This window comes from Enterovibrio coralii, assembly GCF_001559595.1.
Classification (GTDB): domain Bacteria; phylum Pseudomonadota; class Gammaproteobacteria; order Enterobacterales; family Vibrionaceae; genus Enterovibrio; species Enterovibrio coralii.
In genome coordinates, this window is sequence record NZ_LNTY01000034.1 from 364,919 (window position 1) to 381,011 (window position 16,093).

Sequence of the window (16,093 nt, forward strand, 5' to 3'; positions counted from 1 at the left end):
CAATTTCCCACAGGGCGACAAAATGAACATTTTCGAACTGCTAGATATCAATAACACTCTCGTTAACATCCCAATCGGCGCGGGTGGCTATGCCATGTCTTGGATTGAGGCCATCGCGGCTGTGTTTGGCTTGCTGTGCATTTGGTTTGCGAGTAAAGAAAAGACCATTAACTATCTGTTTGGTCTTTTGAACGTCACCCTGTTTGCCATTATTTTTTATCAAATCCAGCTTTACGCACTGCTTCTTCTCCAGATTTTCTTCTTCTGCGCGAACATCTATGGCTGGTACGCGTGGACGCGTCCAACAGCATCAGGTGACACGCTTGCTGTGCGTTGGCTGGACAAGCAAAAACTGATGGTCACTGCCGTTATCAGTGTGATTTCTGTTGCTCTGCTAACGCTTTACATCGACCCAGTTTTCTTCGCATTCGCCAATGTGATGGTGGACGTGTTAAACGCTTTTGGAGCGGGTCTAGCAGATCCCGTGCTTCAGCCTGATGCGTTCCCATTCTGGGATTCTGCAGTCACGGTTCTGTCTGTGGTTGCGCAGATCCTGATGACCCGCAAATACGTCGAAAACTGGCTGCTATGGGTGGTGATTAACATCATCAGCGTGGGCTTGTATGCAGCCCAAGGCGTATACGTGCTGTCCATCCAATATTCTATTCTGCTATTCATTGCGGCCAATGGTGCGCGTGAATGGTCACAATTGGCAAAAAATAATAAAACCTACAAAGAAGAGGCAACGGCGTAATGAAACAGCCGCATATTTGTGTCGATGAAACCCAAGTCAGTGAGCGCGTGGTGCTGTGTGGCGATCCCGCGCGCGCAGACCGAATCGCAGACCTGTTAGAAGACAAAGAGTTTCTGGCTGAGAACCGCGAGTACCGTTTGTTTAAAGGCACGTTTCAGGGTAAAGACATTACGGTGAGCAGCTGTGGTATCGGTGCACCGTCACTGATCATTGCCCTTGAAGAGCTGCGTTTGTGTGGCGCGAAATCGTTCATTCGCGTGGGCTCATGTGGTGCGATTCAACACGGCATTGGTCTGGGTGAGTTGATTCTGGCTGAAGGTGCGGTGCGCGATGAAGGTGGCTCTCATGCCTATGTTTCAGCAACCTATCCGGCACTGGCAAGCTTTGAGCTGGTGGGCGCAATGGCGAACTACCTCAATGCGCAAAATAAGCCGTTCTATTCCGGTATCGTGCGCTCTCACGACAGCTTCTACCGCGATGATGAGCTAGAAATTTGCCACGCGTGGAACAAAAAAGGTGTGTTGGGTTGTGACATGGAAACATCAGCACTCTTCACTGTGGGCCGTCTACGTGGCCTTCGCACCGCAGCAGTACTGAACAATGTCGTGCTATTCGAAGAAGACATTTCTGAGGGTATCGCACAATACGTGGACAGCGAGTCAGCGACAATGGAAGGGGAGACATTGGCTTCCCTTGCAGCACTCCATGCGCTAACGGCGCAGTAAAGCTCGGCTAACCAAATAAAAAAGCGGTCACAAATGTGGCCGCTTTTTTGTTGCTAGCTGAGCGATATTAAGAGTGTGCGACTTTGTTGGCTTTGCTATCCGGCAGCCAGAAAGAAATCACAGTGGTGATAGCGAGGAAGGCAAACGATACCCACAGACACGCCGCAAATCCCCACAACTGGAATACCCATCCTGACAGAATGGTACCAATCAAACGTCCCATCGCGTTGGCCATGTAGTAGAAGCCGACATCCAGCGATACGCCATCACCTTTTGCGTAGCTGACAATCAGATACGAATGCAGTGAAGAGTTAACCGCAAATACCGCACCAAACAGCATTAGACCGACAATGATAACCACCTCTGGGTGCCATTGTTGTTGAACGCTAAACGCAATCACGCCAGTCACCGCTGCTAGCAACATCGCCCAGTAAATCGCGGCTTTACCTTCTGGCGTCCGTCCTGATGCTTTGCCTGTGATCTTTGGTGCAATCCCTTGGATAAAGCCATAGCAAATAACCCAGGTCGCAAGGAAAGCACCCACCGCACTGTGGTCCCACCCAAAGGTAGAGCCCAGATAAATCGGAAGGGCAATCACAAACCAGACATCGCGCGCGCCAAACAGGAACATGCGCGCTGCAGACAGAATGTTCACGCTGCTCGATTTGGAGAAAATCTCGGAGAACTTAGGTTTGGTTTTCGCTTTACCCATGTCTGATTTCAGGAAAAGCACACTACCGATAAAGACCAGTAACAATACGCCCGCCATCGCTGCAACGGCATATTGGAAGCCAATCAATGACAGAAGCGCACCACCTAGGAAGAAACCTGCCCCTTTAAGCGCATTCTTCGAGCCTGTCAGAATTGCAATCCATTTATACAACGCACCTTGTGCGTCTTCAGGCACCAAGGTTTTGATGGAGCTTTTTGCACTCATCTTGTTGAGATCTTTGGCGATACCCGACATGGCTTGAGCTGCCATGACCCAAGGAATACTCAGCCACGCTGACGGAACAGCAAGCATAGACAGTGCAAGGATCTGCATGCCTAACCCTATGTTCATGGTGCGGTTGAGACCGAGTCTCGCGCCCAGCCAGCCGCCAATCAAATTGGTGACAACGCCAAAAAATTCATAGAAGAGGAACAGCGAGGCGATTTCGAGGCTCGAATAGCCGAGGTCGTAGAAATAGAGCACCACCAACATGCGCAGAGCGCCATCGGTGACGGTGAAATTCCAGTAATTGAATGTCACCAGCATGTACTGGCGAACATGAGAGTTAAGTTGAGACAGCATAATGGCTCTCTTAAAAGGAGCTGCAAACGCAGCTCCTTTCGGTGTTACTTGTTAGCAAAGGTGTTGATGTATTCGACTTGGACTTCTTTGGTGAAAGCACCCGGTCTCAACGCCTGCACTTGGGTCACAATGTCAGACAGTGCCCAATCTTTTTCGAGCAGCACGTGTGCTGCCAAAAGACCCGTGCGGCCTGAACCACCCATGCAATGCAGCGCAACCTTCTCGCCATTCTCCAATGCTTGGTGAACCGTAGGAGAAATTTCGTTCCAGCCAGCCAGGAAGGCAGCATCCGGTGCACAGTCGTCTTCGATTGGCGCGTGAAGCCATGTCAGGCCAGCTTTTTTGACGTCTTCAGCCAGCGCGCTAACACCTGCTTCTTCCATTTCTTTTTGATTGAGTGCCGTAACAACAACAGTCACGCCTTGCTCTTTCAATTGAGCGATACTGTCGCTAAGCCCAACGCCTTTGGTACCGGGGCAAGGTGTGAGTACCAAACCCGCAGTGTTTTCTAATGGCAATTCCCATGTTGGATGTGTCATTGTTTTTGTTCCTCTTTGCCGAACCGTTATGCCAAACCCACTTTACGTACCAACTCAGCGGTACGTGTTGCGTAGCCCATTTCGTTGTCGTACCACGCGTAGACTTTTACCATGCGCTTGCCAACCACCATGGTGGAGAGTGCGTCAACGATGGTAGAACGTTGGTCGCCTTTGTAGTCGATAGAAACAAGTGGACGCTCTTCAAAACCTAGAATGCCTTTCAGTTCGCCTTCCGAGGCTTCTTTTAGCAGGGCATTGACTTCTTCGGCGGTGGTATCACGTTTCACATCGAAAATGATGTCAGTCAGTGAGGCATTAGCCAGAGGTACACGTACAGCATGGCCGTTAATTTTGCCTTCCAGTTCTGGGAAGATCTCGACAATCGCTTTTGCTGAACCAGTAGTGGTTGGGATCAGGCTCATGCCACAGGCGCGCGCACGGCGAAGGTCTTTGTGCGGCGCATCCAGAATCGTCTGGGTGTTAGTCAGGTCGTGAATGGTCGTAAACGCCGATTGCTCGATACCCAGTTTCTCGTGGATCACTTTCACCACAGGCGCGATACAGTTGGTGGTACACGAAGCAGCGGTCACGATACGGTGGACTTCTGGGTCGAAGATACTGTCATTCACACCGACAACGATGTTGGCAATGCCATCTTCTTTCACTGGGGCAGAGACAACAACGCGCTTTACACCTTGCTCAAGGTACTGATTCAAAAACTCAGATTTACGGTGAACGCCCGTGGCCTCAATAACCACATCGCAGCCTGACCAGTCGATATCACCAATCGCTTTTTGTTGTGTGGTTTGGATTGCGTGACCATTGATGATCATCTTGTCGCCATCCGCTTTCACTTCGTGATGCCAGCGGCCTTGCACTGAGTCAAACTCTAGAAGGTGCGCCAGTGTTGCAGTGTCACCTGCTACGTCGTTGATCAGCACAAACTCCAGTTCGGGCCAGTCAAAAGCGGCGCGCAGAGCCAGACGACCGATACGGCCAAAACCATTAATTCCTACTTTAATAGACATCTCAATAATCCTCTAAACACAACACGTTGGACGAGACTTCATCTCGGACAAACGTTGAATATCTTGCTGGTATTCTGTTTTTAGGCAGTTGGAGTCAACTAGCCCTTGAATCTGTTTTCTCATCCAACCCGGTAGTTGGTCTGAAATGCGGTAGAACACCCATTGACCTTGGCGTGTATCAACTATTACGCCGCTAGAGCGCAGTTGTGCGAGGTGACGAGAGATCTTTGGTTGGCTCTCGTTTAGGGCTTCTGTTAACTCAGCCACACAGATTTTTTCCTCTCGAGCGATGAGCAATAAACATCTCACTCGGGTTTCATCTGCGAGTAGTTTGAAGAACTGATGTGGCAACATTTAAATATCTCCATATGCGGATATCCATATATTATGATCGTGAGTGTTTTAGTCAACAAGAAAGTGTTGCTGTCACAAAAGGATCATAATTAGGTAGAAGGAGCCTGTTTGTTAGAGCGGTAAATCAGTGAGAACAATGCGAGAACGCGCCAATGTAATTGTCAGTGAAAGTGTCAGTTTGAAAGTATCTCCGTGATAGAATCGCGTTTTCCTTCCTCATGCATGAAAGTTATGAAGTTATCTCCTTATCCATTTGGTCGATTTCGTGATCCTTTAGCGCAAAAGGAGATGCAATTGCGACAACTTATCGCGCAATGCATCACTCACACTCGTTACTTTCAAGCGGGAGAAGCGTTGCTCAGACAAGGTGAAAAGCTTGAACATGTTTTCATCGTACCTGTGGGCTGTGTGTCGATGAGTATCACGTCGGAGAATGGTCGACGTTTTCAACTGGGACGCTCGCAATGTGACGATCATGTGTTTGGAGAAATGGAATTTTTCACCCAGCAACCCTGCCAATGGACGGTTATCGCGGATGAAGCCTTGCAGGCCGAGGTGGTGTGTATCTCGTCGTTGACAAAGCAACTCCTTAAGCATCCAGAGCTATTGCTGTATTTCGCCTCCGCATTGGCGGCAGACTTTCAGGATTCGATGGCGATTTACACATCGCGTCTGCTCCATAGTATTACCTACAACATTGCGATGGATTTACTCAACAGTAAGGAAACGACAGTGTCTTTGGTTGGCTTTGACAAGGTTAGTCAAGAAGCAGAGCGCTTTGGCACGACCTCTCGTGTTTATCGTCGCGCTGTGAAGGAGTTGGTGGATAAAGGGCTAATTGCAAAAGAAGAGGGCAGGTTAATCGTTATCAATGAACCTGCCCTTAGAGACTATCTGGCGTTACACGGCTAGACGCTAACTTCTATTCTACGAGTTCCCAGTGAAGTGCAGTACCAGCATGAATGTCGGTTGTCGCGACTTTCCCGATGACCGCATCATAGTGTTTTGGTGCTAAGCCAAAGCCGGGTCTGACGCTGCGTACGTTGTCGACAGTAAAGAACTCGCCTTTTTTAATGTCTTTACTGACGTAAAGGGAGCGACGGAATTGGGCGTTGGCTTTCTCCGCTTCTTTCAGTTGATATCCAGCGTGTCCTAAAGCCTGCCACGCCGTTTCGGTATCTCGACACAGTGTTGCTAGTTCTTCGGGTTCTAATGAGAACGTCGAATCGGGGCCTGGGTCATTGCGGCTTAAAGTGACATGCTTTTCTATCACACAAGCACCCAAAGCGACCGCGGTGACTGAGACCGTTGTCCCCAAGGTATGATCAGAAAGCCCGCCAATCACATTAAAACGTGAAGATAAATCGGGGATGGTGCGCAGGTGACTTTGCGAGGCCGGTGCCGGGTATGCGCTAATGCAATGAAGCAGAACTAACTCTTTGCAGCCGTTATCTCTTGCTGTCGCCACAGCTTCTGCGATTTCCTCGTCGTTTGCCATGCCGGTAGAGATAATCATGGGTTTACCGGTTTGAGCCACGTAGCGAATCAAAGGTAAATCAACCGCTTCAAACGAGGCGATTTTATACGCTGGCGCATTAAGATCTTCGAGTAAGTCTACCGCTGTAAAATCAAAAGGCGTGCTGAACAGCGTGATGCCGACATCTCTTGCTTTATCAAACAAAGGCTTGTGCCATTCAAACGGCGTGTGCGCTTCTTGGTACAAGTCATACAAAGTGCGGCCATCCCACAAGCCACCTTTGATTTGAAATTCTTCAGAATCACAATCGAGCGTGATGGTATCGGCGGTGTAGGACTGCATTTTAATCGCATCTGCACCTGCGCGTTTTGCCATTTCAATGGTCTGAAAAGCACGCTCAATGGAGCCATTATGGTTCGCCGACATTTCAGCGATGATATATGGCTTGTGATCAGGGCCAATCTTGCGCCCGTCGATAGTGATAAATGGGGTCATGATCTTTCACTCATAGTTTTAGCGCGCAAGCCTTTTTTCCAGTCAGATTTGGTGAGATGAAAGGCAAAGTAGGGCGTTTCAGAACCATCATTGTGCAGCATGGTTTGTACGTTTTCGTTTTTCTGAAAACCGAGCACGTCATGAAGGTGTAGCACTTTCGGATTTTGGGCGAGCACGCGACTGTCTATTTGGCTAAGGCTAGGTATTCAAAGCCAAGCACCAGAGATTCACAAAGCAACTGCTTGCCAGTACCTGAAGGGGCGTCGGGTGATTTGTAAAATCCCCATTCCGCTGCGCCGTCTTTAATGCCAGTGAACGACATCATGCCGACAGGTTTACCTTGTGACAGAGCGATAAAGAACTGCTTGCTGTCATCGCCTTGAATTGAGGCAAACCAACGCGCATGTTCTTCTGGTTGAATAACATGCTGTGAGAACATTTTTTCGCGAATTTCTGGGGTATTGCGCCAGCTTCTGACCATCGATAGGTCTTGGACTGTCATAGGTCGAAAGGTGATTTTTTTGCTTTCCATCTTGCAACAACACGCTCTGCTCCATTGCCATCAATATCAGAAGGAGGTAGCCGATGAGGGAGGGTTTCCCAGTTATTGGCTAGCCATGTTAGTTCGTCGAAATAGGTATCGGCTGTCGTCAAATCGCTGTTGCCCAAATAGCGGTAAATACCACTACTCGCCAAGTGTTCTGCCATCAGACGCTGATTTTCAGCCACGGAAACTAATGTGCCTGGCACGCCAAGACTGGCTCGTTCAATCGCGCTGACACCAGCTCCGCCAAATGCATATCGGCAAGCGGCCAAGTCGGCTTCAAAATTGGGGAGCACTTCCGTCAAGGTGACAAAAGGCGGTAAAGGTTCGCTTAACAGCTCGGCTTTGCGAGGATTGGCCATGCCAAAGACAATGGTGAGCTGAAAGGGTAACTCAGAAAACTGTTGGCTCGCGCTGAGCAGTTTTTGGCATTCGCCACTTGGATCGGTGCCACTGAAAAAGGCAATCACTTGATTATTGAGCGGCTGCACAGGGTTAGCGCGCAATGCGGCAAAGGTAGGCCGCAAAAGCCCGTACTTCGGCCCTAAAAGTGGCGCGCAGTGAGTCGGTATCACCGAGTTATAGCGATTTTCGAAATCAGGCCAAGGGTTGTGGTCTAACACGATTTCACAATTGAGCGTTCGATTGGCGAGGTCATCAATCGCAAGGATACTGGCACCACATTCTTTTATCGCACCGTGCCAGCTTTCATCTATCGCGTAGTGATCAACAACAATCCAGTTTGGATGGAAGTCTTGTAGCTTGTCCAAACACTCGCGCGCATCGTCTTGGAGAGAAACACCGAGCCAGTGTTGGTAGTCATCCGGCGCAGAAGGTGCGTCTTGGTGTATGGCATTCAATGTAATGACATCAATGCCTTGCTGCTGCGAATAAGCAATAAAATTGCCCTCTAACTCGCGGCTTAGCACTACGACATCATGACCGCGCTCTTTCAATTTATGTGCAAGGACGAGGCAGCGCATAACGTGCCCCGTTCCAATAAATCGGGACGCATCTACACGGATAGCGACCTTCATAGCTCCCCTCGCTGGGAAAGGATTTGGTAAAGCATTTCAGCGCGGATCCAGTCGTCAGGTTCATCAATGTCCTGAACGCGGTAGTGGGGAATGTGAACCACTTTAGAATGAGGCGCAAAAATCGGTAAGCCCGAAAGAAAGGCCTCTGGGCGTCCCCAATAGAACATCCCAGCATCATGGTAAGCGGGTTCTAAATCCTGAGAGCGCGTGGTGAAATGCTCTGGCCAGAACATCTCTACGTTTTCATCGCTATTGAGCCGAATGCTGCGCTGAATAGGAAACGAAAAGCGGGTGGCCGAAAACGTGTACTTGGTGTTTTCGGTTTTAAGCAGTGTGAGGCCTTGTTCTATGTCAGCAGGTCTGACAAACGGCACCGTCGCGTAGAGACAACATATCGCGTCTAATGTTGCATTGCTGTTTTCTTGTAGCCAACCGATAGCATGCTTCAGCACATCTAAGGTTGTCGCGTAATCATCAGAAATATCAGCAGGTCGCTGAAAAGGGACTTCCGCCCCGAGTGTTCTCGCGACCTCAGCGATTTCATCACTGTCAGTAGAGACGATGATGCGGTCAAACAAGGCAGACTCTTTGGCGGCTTTTATCGCATAACCTATCATTGGCATGTCGATGAATGGCTTGATGTTTTTGCCGGGAATGCGTTTGCTGCCGCCACGAGCGGGAATAATACAGACGTTCATCTTGTCCTTTAGCTAAGCGCTTTTGCTAGCGCATCAACCACGAAGTCTTGCTCATCTTCCGTCATATCGAAAAACAGCGGAAGTGACAGTGCTGCTGCGTAGTAATCTTCTGCAGCAACGAACTGCCCCCAGTCAAAACCGAGTTTGCGGTAATAAGGCTGAGTATGAACCGGTATATAGTGTACGTGGACACCCACGCCAGCCGCTCGCAGTGAATCAAACACGTTTCTGCGGCAATCTGGGTTGTCCAATTGAATGACATACAAATGCCATGCCGACAACGCACTTTCTGCGACAACAGGTGTGCTGAGAGGCAGTGACGATAACTTCTCGTGATAGCGTTGTGCGAGCTGATTTCGACGCGCAACGAATTCGTCTAAACGGGAAAGTTGCGAGGTACCCAGTGCCGCTTGAATGTCCGTCATGCGGTAGTTGAAGCCCAAATCCTGTTGCTCGTAGTACCAAGCACCTTGGTCTTTGTCTTCAAGCGAGTCGGTGTCACGTGTAATGCCGTGGCTACGCAGGCTTTCCATTGCTTTTGCAAGCTCAGGATCGTTAGTCAGTGACATCCCCCCTTCTGCGGTGGTGACGATTTTCACTGGGTGAAAGCTGAAAATAGTGATGTCACTGTAACGGCAGTTACCAATGTACTCACCTTGGTATTTGCCACCAATCGCATGGGACGCATCTTCAATGACTTTAAAGCCATATTGCTTGGACAATGCGTGAATGGCTTGCATGTCGCAGCTTTGTCCACACATATGAACCGCAACGACCACATGTGGCAGTGCATCGTCTTTCTCTGCTTGAAGAAGCTTTTTCGCCAGCGCAGAAGGGCAAAGATTGTATGAGACGGGGTCGATATCGACGAAATCCACCTCTGCGCCACAATAGAGACCACAGTTAGCAGAGGCGACAAAGGTGTTCGGTGACGTCCAAAGGCGTTTTCCCTCACCCAAGCCTAAGGCTAAACAGGCAAGGTGAAGGCTAGATGTGGCACTGTTTGCTGCAAACGCGAATCTTGCGCCAACTTTCTGCGCAACGGCGTGTTCAAACGCCGTTACTCTAGGACCTTGGGTGATGAAGTCTGATGTTAGGGCTTCTACGACAGCGTCGATATCGCCCTGACTAATGGTTTGTTTTCCGTAAGGATCATGCTTGTTGCTCGAATTCCAGAATCTGCTCGACAGTTAGAAACTCAGGGTTTGTACCTGAGTGATACTCGAATCCTGCTGGTACTGGTTCACCAACTTCACCCAATGGGTTTTGCGAGTAGTCGTAGTCGGCAGAGTAAAACTTGATGGTTGGACGCATCACGTAATGATCAGAGAATTCCAACGTCAGGTGTGAATCGTCGCTCGGACACATGATTTCATGCATCTTTTCGCCCGGACGAATACCAATTTCTTTAACTGGGGTTCCATTGCCGTACGCGGTGGCCAAATCCAGCAAGCGAACGGAAGGGATCTTAGGAACGAAAATTTCACCACCCTGCATGCGGGCAAAGTTCTTGAGTACGAAATCTACGCCTTGCTGAAGCGTTATCCAGAATCGCGTCATGTCTGGGTGCGTGATTGGCAGAGAGTCTGCACCTTCAGCAACCAGCTTTTTGAAAAATGGCACCACAGAGCCGCGAGAACCTACGACATTGCCATAACGAACAACCGCAAATTGGGTTTGCGCGCCACCTGTCATGTTGTTTGCTGCGACAAACAGTTTGTCAGAACACAGCTTGGTTGCGCCATAGAGATTATTTGGGCTGGCCGCTTTGTCGGTAGATAGAGCAATGACCTTTTGAACGTTATTGGCAATCGCCGCACGGATGATGTTCTCAGCACCATGGACGTTGGTTTTGATACATTCCATTGGGTTGTATTCTGCCGCCGGTACTTGCTTCAATGCAGCTGCGTGAATTACGTAGTCAACGTCATTCATGGCCTGCATCATACGGTCAGCATCACGCACATCACCGATGAAGTAACGCATGCACGGATCGTTGAACTCTTGCTGCATTTCGAATTGCTTGAGCTCATCGCGAGAAAGGATGATCAGTCGTTTAGGCTTGTAATGCGCGAGAATGGTCTTGGTGTATTTTTTCCCGAAAGAGCCGGTACCGCCGGTGATCAAAATTGACTTGCCGTTAAACATTGCAATCCTTAAGCGTTTGTCTCAGTAATTAAATGAATTTTAACGTATCGCCGTTAGATAGATCGCAGAAAAATACGCACTCCGTGATTGGTTGTCCAAAAAAAAGCAACCCATTGGGTTGCTTCGATGAAGTTTTGTGTAATTTGATTACTTATGACGCTCTTTTAGCTTATTTGCTACGTCTTCCAGCGAGAAACCTTGGTCTTGTAGCAGTACCATCAAGTGATACATCAGGTCAGCGGATTCGTTGATTAACTCCTCCTTATCGCCCGACGTCGCTGCAAGCGCGACTTCGACGCCTTCTTCGCCCACTTTCTGCGAAATGCGCTTGGTACCCTTGGCATACAGGGACGCCGTATAAGACGTTGAAGGATCGGATCCTCGACGGGATGCCAGCACCTGCTCCAATTGATGAAGAAACACCAGCGAGGGTTTGTTTGCGTCTTCTTCTCCCCAACAGGTTTCGGTGCCCAAGTGACAGGTTGGGCCGATTGGGTCAGCTTGAACCAGCAAGGTGTCTTTGTCGCAGTCGACAGAGATGTGTTTAAGCTGCAGCACATGCCCTGAGGACTCGCCTTTGGTCCAAAGACGCTCCTTTGAGCGAGACCAGAAGGTGACTTGTTGGGTATCCAAGGTTTTCGCCAAAGCATCTTGGTTCATGTAACCCAACATCAGTACCGCACCGCTTTTGGCATTCTGCACGATGGCAGGGATCAAGCTTGGGTCTTTTCCCAATCGATTTGCTCCGCTAGGGCCGCATTTCCTTGTGTCTGACTCATAAGCGGATCTCCACGTTTTGTTGTTTTAGGTAATTCTTCAGGTCACCAATATTGATGATCTGCTTATGGAACACGGACGCTGCGAGCGCACCATCCACGTTTGCTTTGTTGAATGCATCAGCAAAGTGAACCATTTCACCTGCGCCGCCAGACGCAATCAGTGGAACACGGCAGACGTCGCGCACCATGTTGAGCTGTTCAAGATCGTAGCCGTTGCGCACACCATCTTGGTTCATCATGTTTAACACGATTTCGCCTGCGCCGCGTTTTTGCACTTCTTGCACCCAATCGCGGGTTTCCCACTGAGTCGCTTTCGTGCGCGCTTCGTCACCTGTGAACTGGTAAACCTGGTATTTACCGGTGTCTTTGTCGTAGTAAGAGTCGACGCCAACCACGATACATTGCACACCGAATTTCTCAGCAAGCTCAGTGATCAGTTCAGGATTAGCTAGCGCAGGAGAGTTGATAGAAATCTTATCCGCACCGAATTCCAGAATGCGTTTTGCGTCTTCCGCAGATTTAATACCGCCAGCGACACAGAAAGGGATGTCGATGACTTCCGCCACGCGAGCAACCCAACTTTTGTCGACGACACGTCCATCACTTGAGGCAGTGATATCATAGAAAACCAGCTCGTCAGCACCTTCTTCGGCGTAACGCGCTGCGAGAGGGACGATGTCGCCGATGATTTCATGGTTGCGGAACTGAACGCCTTTTACCACCTGACCATCACGAACGTCCAAACAAGGAATTATCCTTCTTGCCAACATGCGAATGCCTCCTCTGCGGTGAATTTACCGTCCAGCAGCGCACGGCCTACGATAACCCCTGCAACGCCTGAGCCCTTCAGAGCTTCGATATCGGCGAGTGAACCAATGCCGCCAGATGACTGGAATTGCACTTGCGGGTATGCCGCACACAAATCTTTGTAAAGCTCAACGTTAGAGCCTGCCAGCGTGCCGTCGCGGGAAATATCTGTACACAGAACGTGTTTAAGACCCACTTTAAGGAAGTCTTCCAAAAGCTGCTCAATTGTCACGCCAGAATCTTCTTGCCAGCCTGACACAGCAACCATGCGGTTTCCGTTTTCATCAATGTTGATGTCCAGTGCCAGCACAATGTGTTCAGGGCCGTACTTTTCCATCCAACCTTTAACGATTTCAGGTTGCTTCACGGCAGTTGACCCAATCACGACGCGTTTTGCACCTGCACGCAGCAGTTCAACCACGTCGCTTTCTTTGCGCACGCCGCCACCAATCTGAATATTGGCAGGGGTGCTGGCAATCAGCTTTTCAATCAGCGGAAGCTGACGTGCAGTCGTGTCTTTGGCACCTGTCAGGTCAACAAGGTGCAGCCAGTTAGCACCGGCATTGTGATAAATCGCGAACTGTTCGCTAGGGTCGACTTTGTATTCGGTGACTTGGCCGTAATCGCCTTGATACAGGCGGACAACCTGACCTTCAATCAAATCTAAAGCAGGAATTATCATCCTTATAACTCCAAAAAGTTCTTAATCAGTTGTGCGCCCGCTTTGCTGGAACGCTCTGGGTGGAATTGCACGCCATAGTAATTTCCACTTTGTACCGCAGCGGTGAAAGGCTTGCCGTAATCGCATTGCCCGATGGTGTAATCCCCAACAGGCATGGCAAAGCTGTGTACGAAATAGAAATAGCTGTTCTCAGGAATGTCTTTAAACAGAGGGTGATTATCGATTGGCGTGACGGTATTCCAGCCATGTGAGGCAGCGGAAGGTCACCGGTTTCCATCAAGGTGGTGTCGGCATCAACGTGACCGAGGCAGTTCACGGTCTCTTTGCCTTCTTGGGACGATTTACCCAGAAGCTGCATGCCAAGACAGATCCCCAAAAGCGGTTGCTTTACTTGGCGAACGAGCGCGATCAAATCGCGCTCTTCCAAGTTTTTCATGGCTTCCGTCGCGGTGCCCACGCCCGGCAAAAAGAGCTTGTCAGCGGCGAGAACCACGTCTGGGTCACGGCTGATAGTGACATCGTAACCCAAACGCTCAACGGCAAAGCGCACCGAACTGACGTTGGCACAACCGGTATCAATGATAACGATCTTGCTCATTACAATACCCCTTTGCTGCTTGGCAGCTCGTTACCTTCTACGCGAATTGCCTGACGCAGTGTGCGGCCGAAGGCTTTGAACAGACTTTCCACGATGTGGTGTGTGTTGTCGCCATCAGAAGAGAGGTGCAGCGTACACGCCAGCGTGTCAGTCAATGAGCGGAAGAAGTGCTCGACCATCTCCGTAGATAAGTCACCGACTTTCTCTTGGGTGAAGGTCGCATCGAATTTCAGGTAAGGGCGACCAGAGAGGTCAAGCGCGCACTGTGCCAAACATTCGTCCATCGGCAGGCTAAAACCAAAACGGCCGATACCACGTTTGTTTCCGAGTGCATCTTTTAATGCCTGACCGAGAGCCAGCGCGGTGTCTTCGACTGTGTGGTGGTCATCAATGTGCAGGTCACCTTCAACCGCCACTTCCATACGGAAGCCGCCGTGCGTGGCGATTTGATCCAACATGTGGTCAAAGAAGCCGAGACCCGTGTGGATGCTGTTGCCGCCACTTTCATCAAGGTTCACCGTGATGCGAATGTCGGTTTCTTTGGTGGTGCGAACAACCGTTGCAATGCGCGGGTTGGTGGTCAAATCCTTGAGGATTTTTTGCCAGCCCATGGTGTCTGGGTTGTACTGAATGCCACGAATCGCCATGTTTTCGGCGAGTTGCAGATCAGTTTGACGGTCGCCTATCACCGCAGAGGTTTTGAAATCGACGCGGCCTTGCTGCAGGTAGTCTTTCACCAAACCCAGTTTTGGTTTGCGACAGCTACACCCTTCGTTATCGAAGTGAGGGCAAATCAGTACATCGGCAAATTTCACACCTTGAGATTCGAAAATCTCCATCATCATATTATGTGGCGCATCGAAGTCTGCTTGCGGGTAGCTATCCGTGCCTAAGCCATCTTGGTTGGTGACCATGACGAGCTTGTAACCAGCATCTTGCAATGCCAGTAACGAAGGGATGACGAAAGGCTCAAGCTTTAGTTTATCGAGTCTATCAACCTGAAAATCCACAGGTGGCTCGACAATCAAAGTGCCGTCACGGTCGATAAAGAGGATTTTTTCTTTCACAACAAATTCCTTTTTGTTTCGCGCTTTTATGCCAACTGTTGGCGGATAAAGGTTAAAGTCTTTTCACACTCTTCGCGGTTGCCGACGCTGATGCGAATGCAGCCTTCAATCGGAGAGCGGCGCAGAATAATGCCGTTGTCCCAAAGGGCGGTGAACAGCAACTCCGCATCAGGGAATTTGACCAGCAGGTAGTTACCGTAGCCGTCGAAAACCTCTACGCCCGGGAGCATGGACAGACCCGCTTGGAGGTAAGCGCGGTTCGCATTTAAGTCCAACACCTGATATTTCATGCGAGCCAGACCGGCTTCATTGAGTGCCTGACACGCAATCTCAGTGACTGGCACTGGCACAGGGTAAGGTGCGATGACTTTTTGCATCAGTTGAATGATTTGCTGATTCGCAAGGGTGAAGCCGCAGCGCAGACCCGCCAGCGCAAATGCTTTTGACAGGGTGCGGAGAATAGCCAGGTTTGGATAGCGAACCAGAAGGTCTACCGTTGACGCTTCAGGACAGAAGTCGATGTAGGCTTCATCCATCACAACCAGCGCGCGACCCGCGGTCATTTCTAGCAGTGCTTCAATGTCATTGCGGTCAATCAGGTTGCCAGTCGGGTTGTTCGGGCTACAAACAAACACCAGTTTTACCGTATCAAGATTCTTCTCGATTTCTGGCAGATTGAGTTGCCACTCGTCAGTCAGTGGGACTGTCTTGCGAGCAACACCCGCGGTTTCTGCGCTGATGCTGTACATGCCATAGGTCGGCGGGCAGAACAGAATGCTGTCTTCGCCTGTTTCACAAAATGTGCGAACGAGAAGCTCAATGCTTTCATCGGCGCCGCGCGAGGTCAGGACTTGTTCTGGGCGCACGCCTGCATATTCTGCGTAAGCGCGGATCAATTCTTCTGGCTGACACGTGCTGTAGCGGTTTAAGCCAGCGCCATTGATGGTGTATTCATTGTTAAACGGCGATTCGTTGGCATTCAGCCAAACATCACCTGAGCCACCCAAACGGCGGGCAGACATGTAAGGGGTCAATGCCTGAACATCCTTACGGGCTAATTTTTCAAT

General features: G+C 49.9%; 17 protein-coding genes and 2 pseudogenes. 3 read left to right on the plus strand and 16 right to left on the minus strand.

What is annotated here, in order from left to right:
• Positions 1-22: 22 nt before the first annotated feature.
• Positions 23-754, plus strand: a complete 732-nt coding sequence (gene pnuC / locus ATN88_RS13020) for a nicotinamide riboside transporter PnuC (RefSeq protein WP_067416507.1) — start codon at positions 23-25, stop codon at positions 752-754.
• On the plus strand, positions 754-1,479 hold the full coding sequence (locus tag ATN88_RS13025) for a nucleoside phosphorylase (protein ID WP_067416510.1): 726 nt from the start codon (positions 754-756) through the stop codon (positions 1,477-1,479). The genes pnuC and ATN88_RS13025 overlap by 1 nt, the downstream gene beginning before the upstream one ends.
• 67 nt (positions 1,480-1,546) lie before the next feature.
• Here the strand turns inward: ATN88_RS13025 and arsJ are convergent, their stop codons facing one another.
• The 4 genes from arsJ to ATN88_RS13045 are packed head-to-tail and all read right to left on the minus strand — an operon-like array spanning position 1,547 to position 4,694.
• Positions 1,547-2,773: an organoarsenical effux MFS transporter ArsJ gene (gene arsJ, locus ATN88_RS13030; protein WP_067416513.1), complete on the minus strand. Its 1,227-nt coding sequence runs from the start codon at positions 2,771-2,773 to the stop codon at positions 1,547-1,549.
• A gap of 44 nt (positions 2,774-2,817) precedes the next feature.
• On the minus strand, positions 2,818-3,312 hold the full coding sequence (locus ATN88_RS13035; protein WP_067416516.1) for a cyclin-dependent kinase inhibitor 3 family protein: 495 nt from the start codon (positions 3,310-3,312) through the stop codon (positions 2,818-2,820).
• Positions 3,313-3,338: 26 nt separating this feature from the next.
• Positions 3,339-4,340, minus strand: coding sequence for an ArsJ-associated glyceraldehyde-3-phosphate dehydrogenase (locus ATN88_RS13040; RefSeq protein WP_067416519.1), 1,002 nt, complete (start codon positions 4,338-4,340; stop codon positions 3,339-3,341).
• A gap of 12 nt (positions 4,341-4,352) precedes the next feature.
• Complete coding sequence (locus tag ATN88_RS13045; protein WP_067416523.1) at positions 4,353-4,694, minus strand: metalloregulator ArsR/SmtB family transcription factor; 342 nt, start codon at positions 4,692-4,694, stop codon at positions 4,353-4,355.
• 231 nt (positions 4,695-4,925) lie between these two features.
• Here ATN88_RS13045 and ATN88_RS13050 point away from each other — a divergent pair, with 231 nt between their 5' ends.
• Positions 4,926-5,606, plus strand: a complete 681-nt coding sequence (locus tag ATN88_RS13050) for a Crp/Fnr family transcriptional regulator (protein ID WP_067417540.1) — start codon at positions 4,926-4,928, stop codon at positions 5,604-5,606.
• Between the two features lie 10 nt (positions 5,607-5,616).
• On the opposite strand, the gene pseI is transcribed toward ATN88_RS13050, so the two are convergent.
• The 12 genes and pseudogenes from pseI to hisC all read right to left on the minus strand — a co-directional run bounded on the left by pseI (position 5,617) and on the right by hisC (position 16,093).
• The gene (gene pseI, locus ATN88_RS13055; protein WP_067416526.1) at positions 5,617-6,666 is read right to left on the minus strand and encodes a pseudaminic acid synthase; all 1,050 of its coding nucleotides are present in this window, start codon (positions 6,664-6,666) and stop codon (positions 5,617-5,619) included.
• A gap of 184 nt (positions 6,667-6,850) precedes the next feature.
• Positions 6,851-7,147, minus strand: coding sequence for a hypothetical protein (locus ATN88_RS27330; RefSeq protein ID WP_232313170.1), 297 nt, complete (start codon positions 7,145-7,147; stop codon positions 6,851-6,853).
• A gap of 17 nt (positions 7,148-7,164) precedes the next feature.
• Positions 7,165-8,247, minus strand: coding sequence for a UDP-2,4-diacetamido-2,4,6-trideoxy-beta-L-altropyranose hydrolase (pseG, locus tag ATN88_RS13065; RefSeq protein WP_067416529.1), 1,083 nt, complete (start codon positions 8,245-8,247; stop codon positions 7,165-7,167).
• Positions 8,244-8,945, minus strand: coding sequence for a pseudaminic acid cytidylyltransferase (gene pseF, locus ATN88_RS13070; protein WP_067416531.1), 702 nt, complete (start codon positions 8,943-8,945; stop codon positions 8,244-8,246). Before pseF ends, pseG begins: the two co-directional genes overlap by 4 nt.
• Before the next feature lie 8 nt (positions 8,946-8,953).
• Positions 8,954-10,135: a UDP-4-amino-4,6-dideoxy-N-acetyl-beta-L-altrosamine transaminase gene (gene pseC, locus ATN88_RS13075; protein ID WP_067416533.1), complete on the minus strand. Its 1,182-nt coding sequence runs from the start codon at positions 10,133-10,135 to the stop codon at positions 8,954-8,956.
• Positions 10,098-11,093: a UDP-N-acetylglucosamine 4,6-dehydratase (inverting) gene (pseB, locus tag ATN88_RS13080; protein ID WP_067416538.1), complete on the minus strand. Its 996-nt coding sequence runs from the start codon at positions 11,091-11,093 to the stop codon at positions 10,098-10,100. The genes pseC and pseB overlap by 38 nt, the downstream gene beginning before the upstream one ends.
• A gap of 147 nt (positions 11,094-11,240) precedes the next feature.
• Positions 11,241-11,872, minus strand: a pseudogene (gene hisIE, locus ATN88_RS13085) (bifunctional phosphoribosyl-AMP cyclohydrolase/phosphoribosyl-ATP diphosphatase HisIE).
• Positions 11,869-12,642 (minus strand): imidazole glycerol phosphate synthase subunit HisF, encoded by a 774-nt coding sequence (gene hisF / locus ATN88_RS13090; protein ID WP_067416542.1) that lies wholly within the window; start codon positions 12,640-12,642, stop codon positions 11,869-11,871. The pseudogene hisIE and the gene hisF overlap by 4 nt, the downstream one beginning before the upstream one ends.
• On the minus strand, positions 12,624-13,361 hold the full coding sequence (gene hisA, locus ATN88_RS13095; protein WP_067416546.1) for a 1-(5-phosphoribosyl)-5-[(5-phosphoribosylamino)methylideneamino]imidazole-4-carboxamide isomerase: 738 nt from the start codon (positions 13,359-13,361) through the stop codon (positions 12,624-12,626). The genes hisF and hisA overlap by 19 nt, the downstream gene beginning before the upstream one ends.
• 2 nt (positions 13,362-13,363) lie before the next feature.
• Positions 13,364-13,959: pseudogene (gene hisH, locus ATN88_RS13100) on the minus strand (imidazole glycerol phosphate synthase subunit HisH).
• Positions 13,959-15,026: a bifunctional histidinol-phosphatase/imidazoleglycerol-phosphate dehydratase HisB gene (gene hisB / locus ATN88_RS13105; RefSeq protein WP_067416549.1), complete on the minus strand. Its 1,068-nt coding sequence runs from the start codon at positions 15,024-15,026 to the stop codon at positions 13,959-13,961. Before hisB ends, hisH begins: the two are co-directional and overlap by 1 nt.
• Before the next feature lie 26 nt (positions 15,027-15,052).
• On the minus strand, positions 15,053-16,093 hold the full coding sequence (hisC, locus tag ATN88_RS13110; protein ID WP_157490728.1) for a histidinol-phosphate transaminase: 1,041 nt from the start codon (positions 16,091-16,093) through the stop codon (positions 15,053-15,055).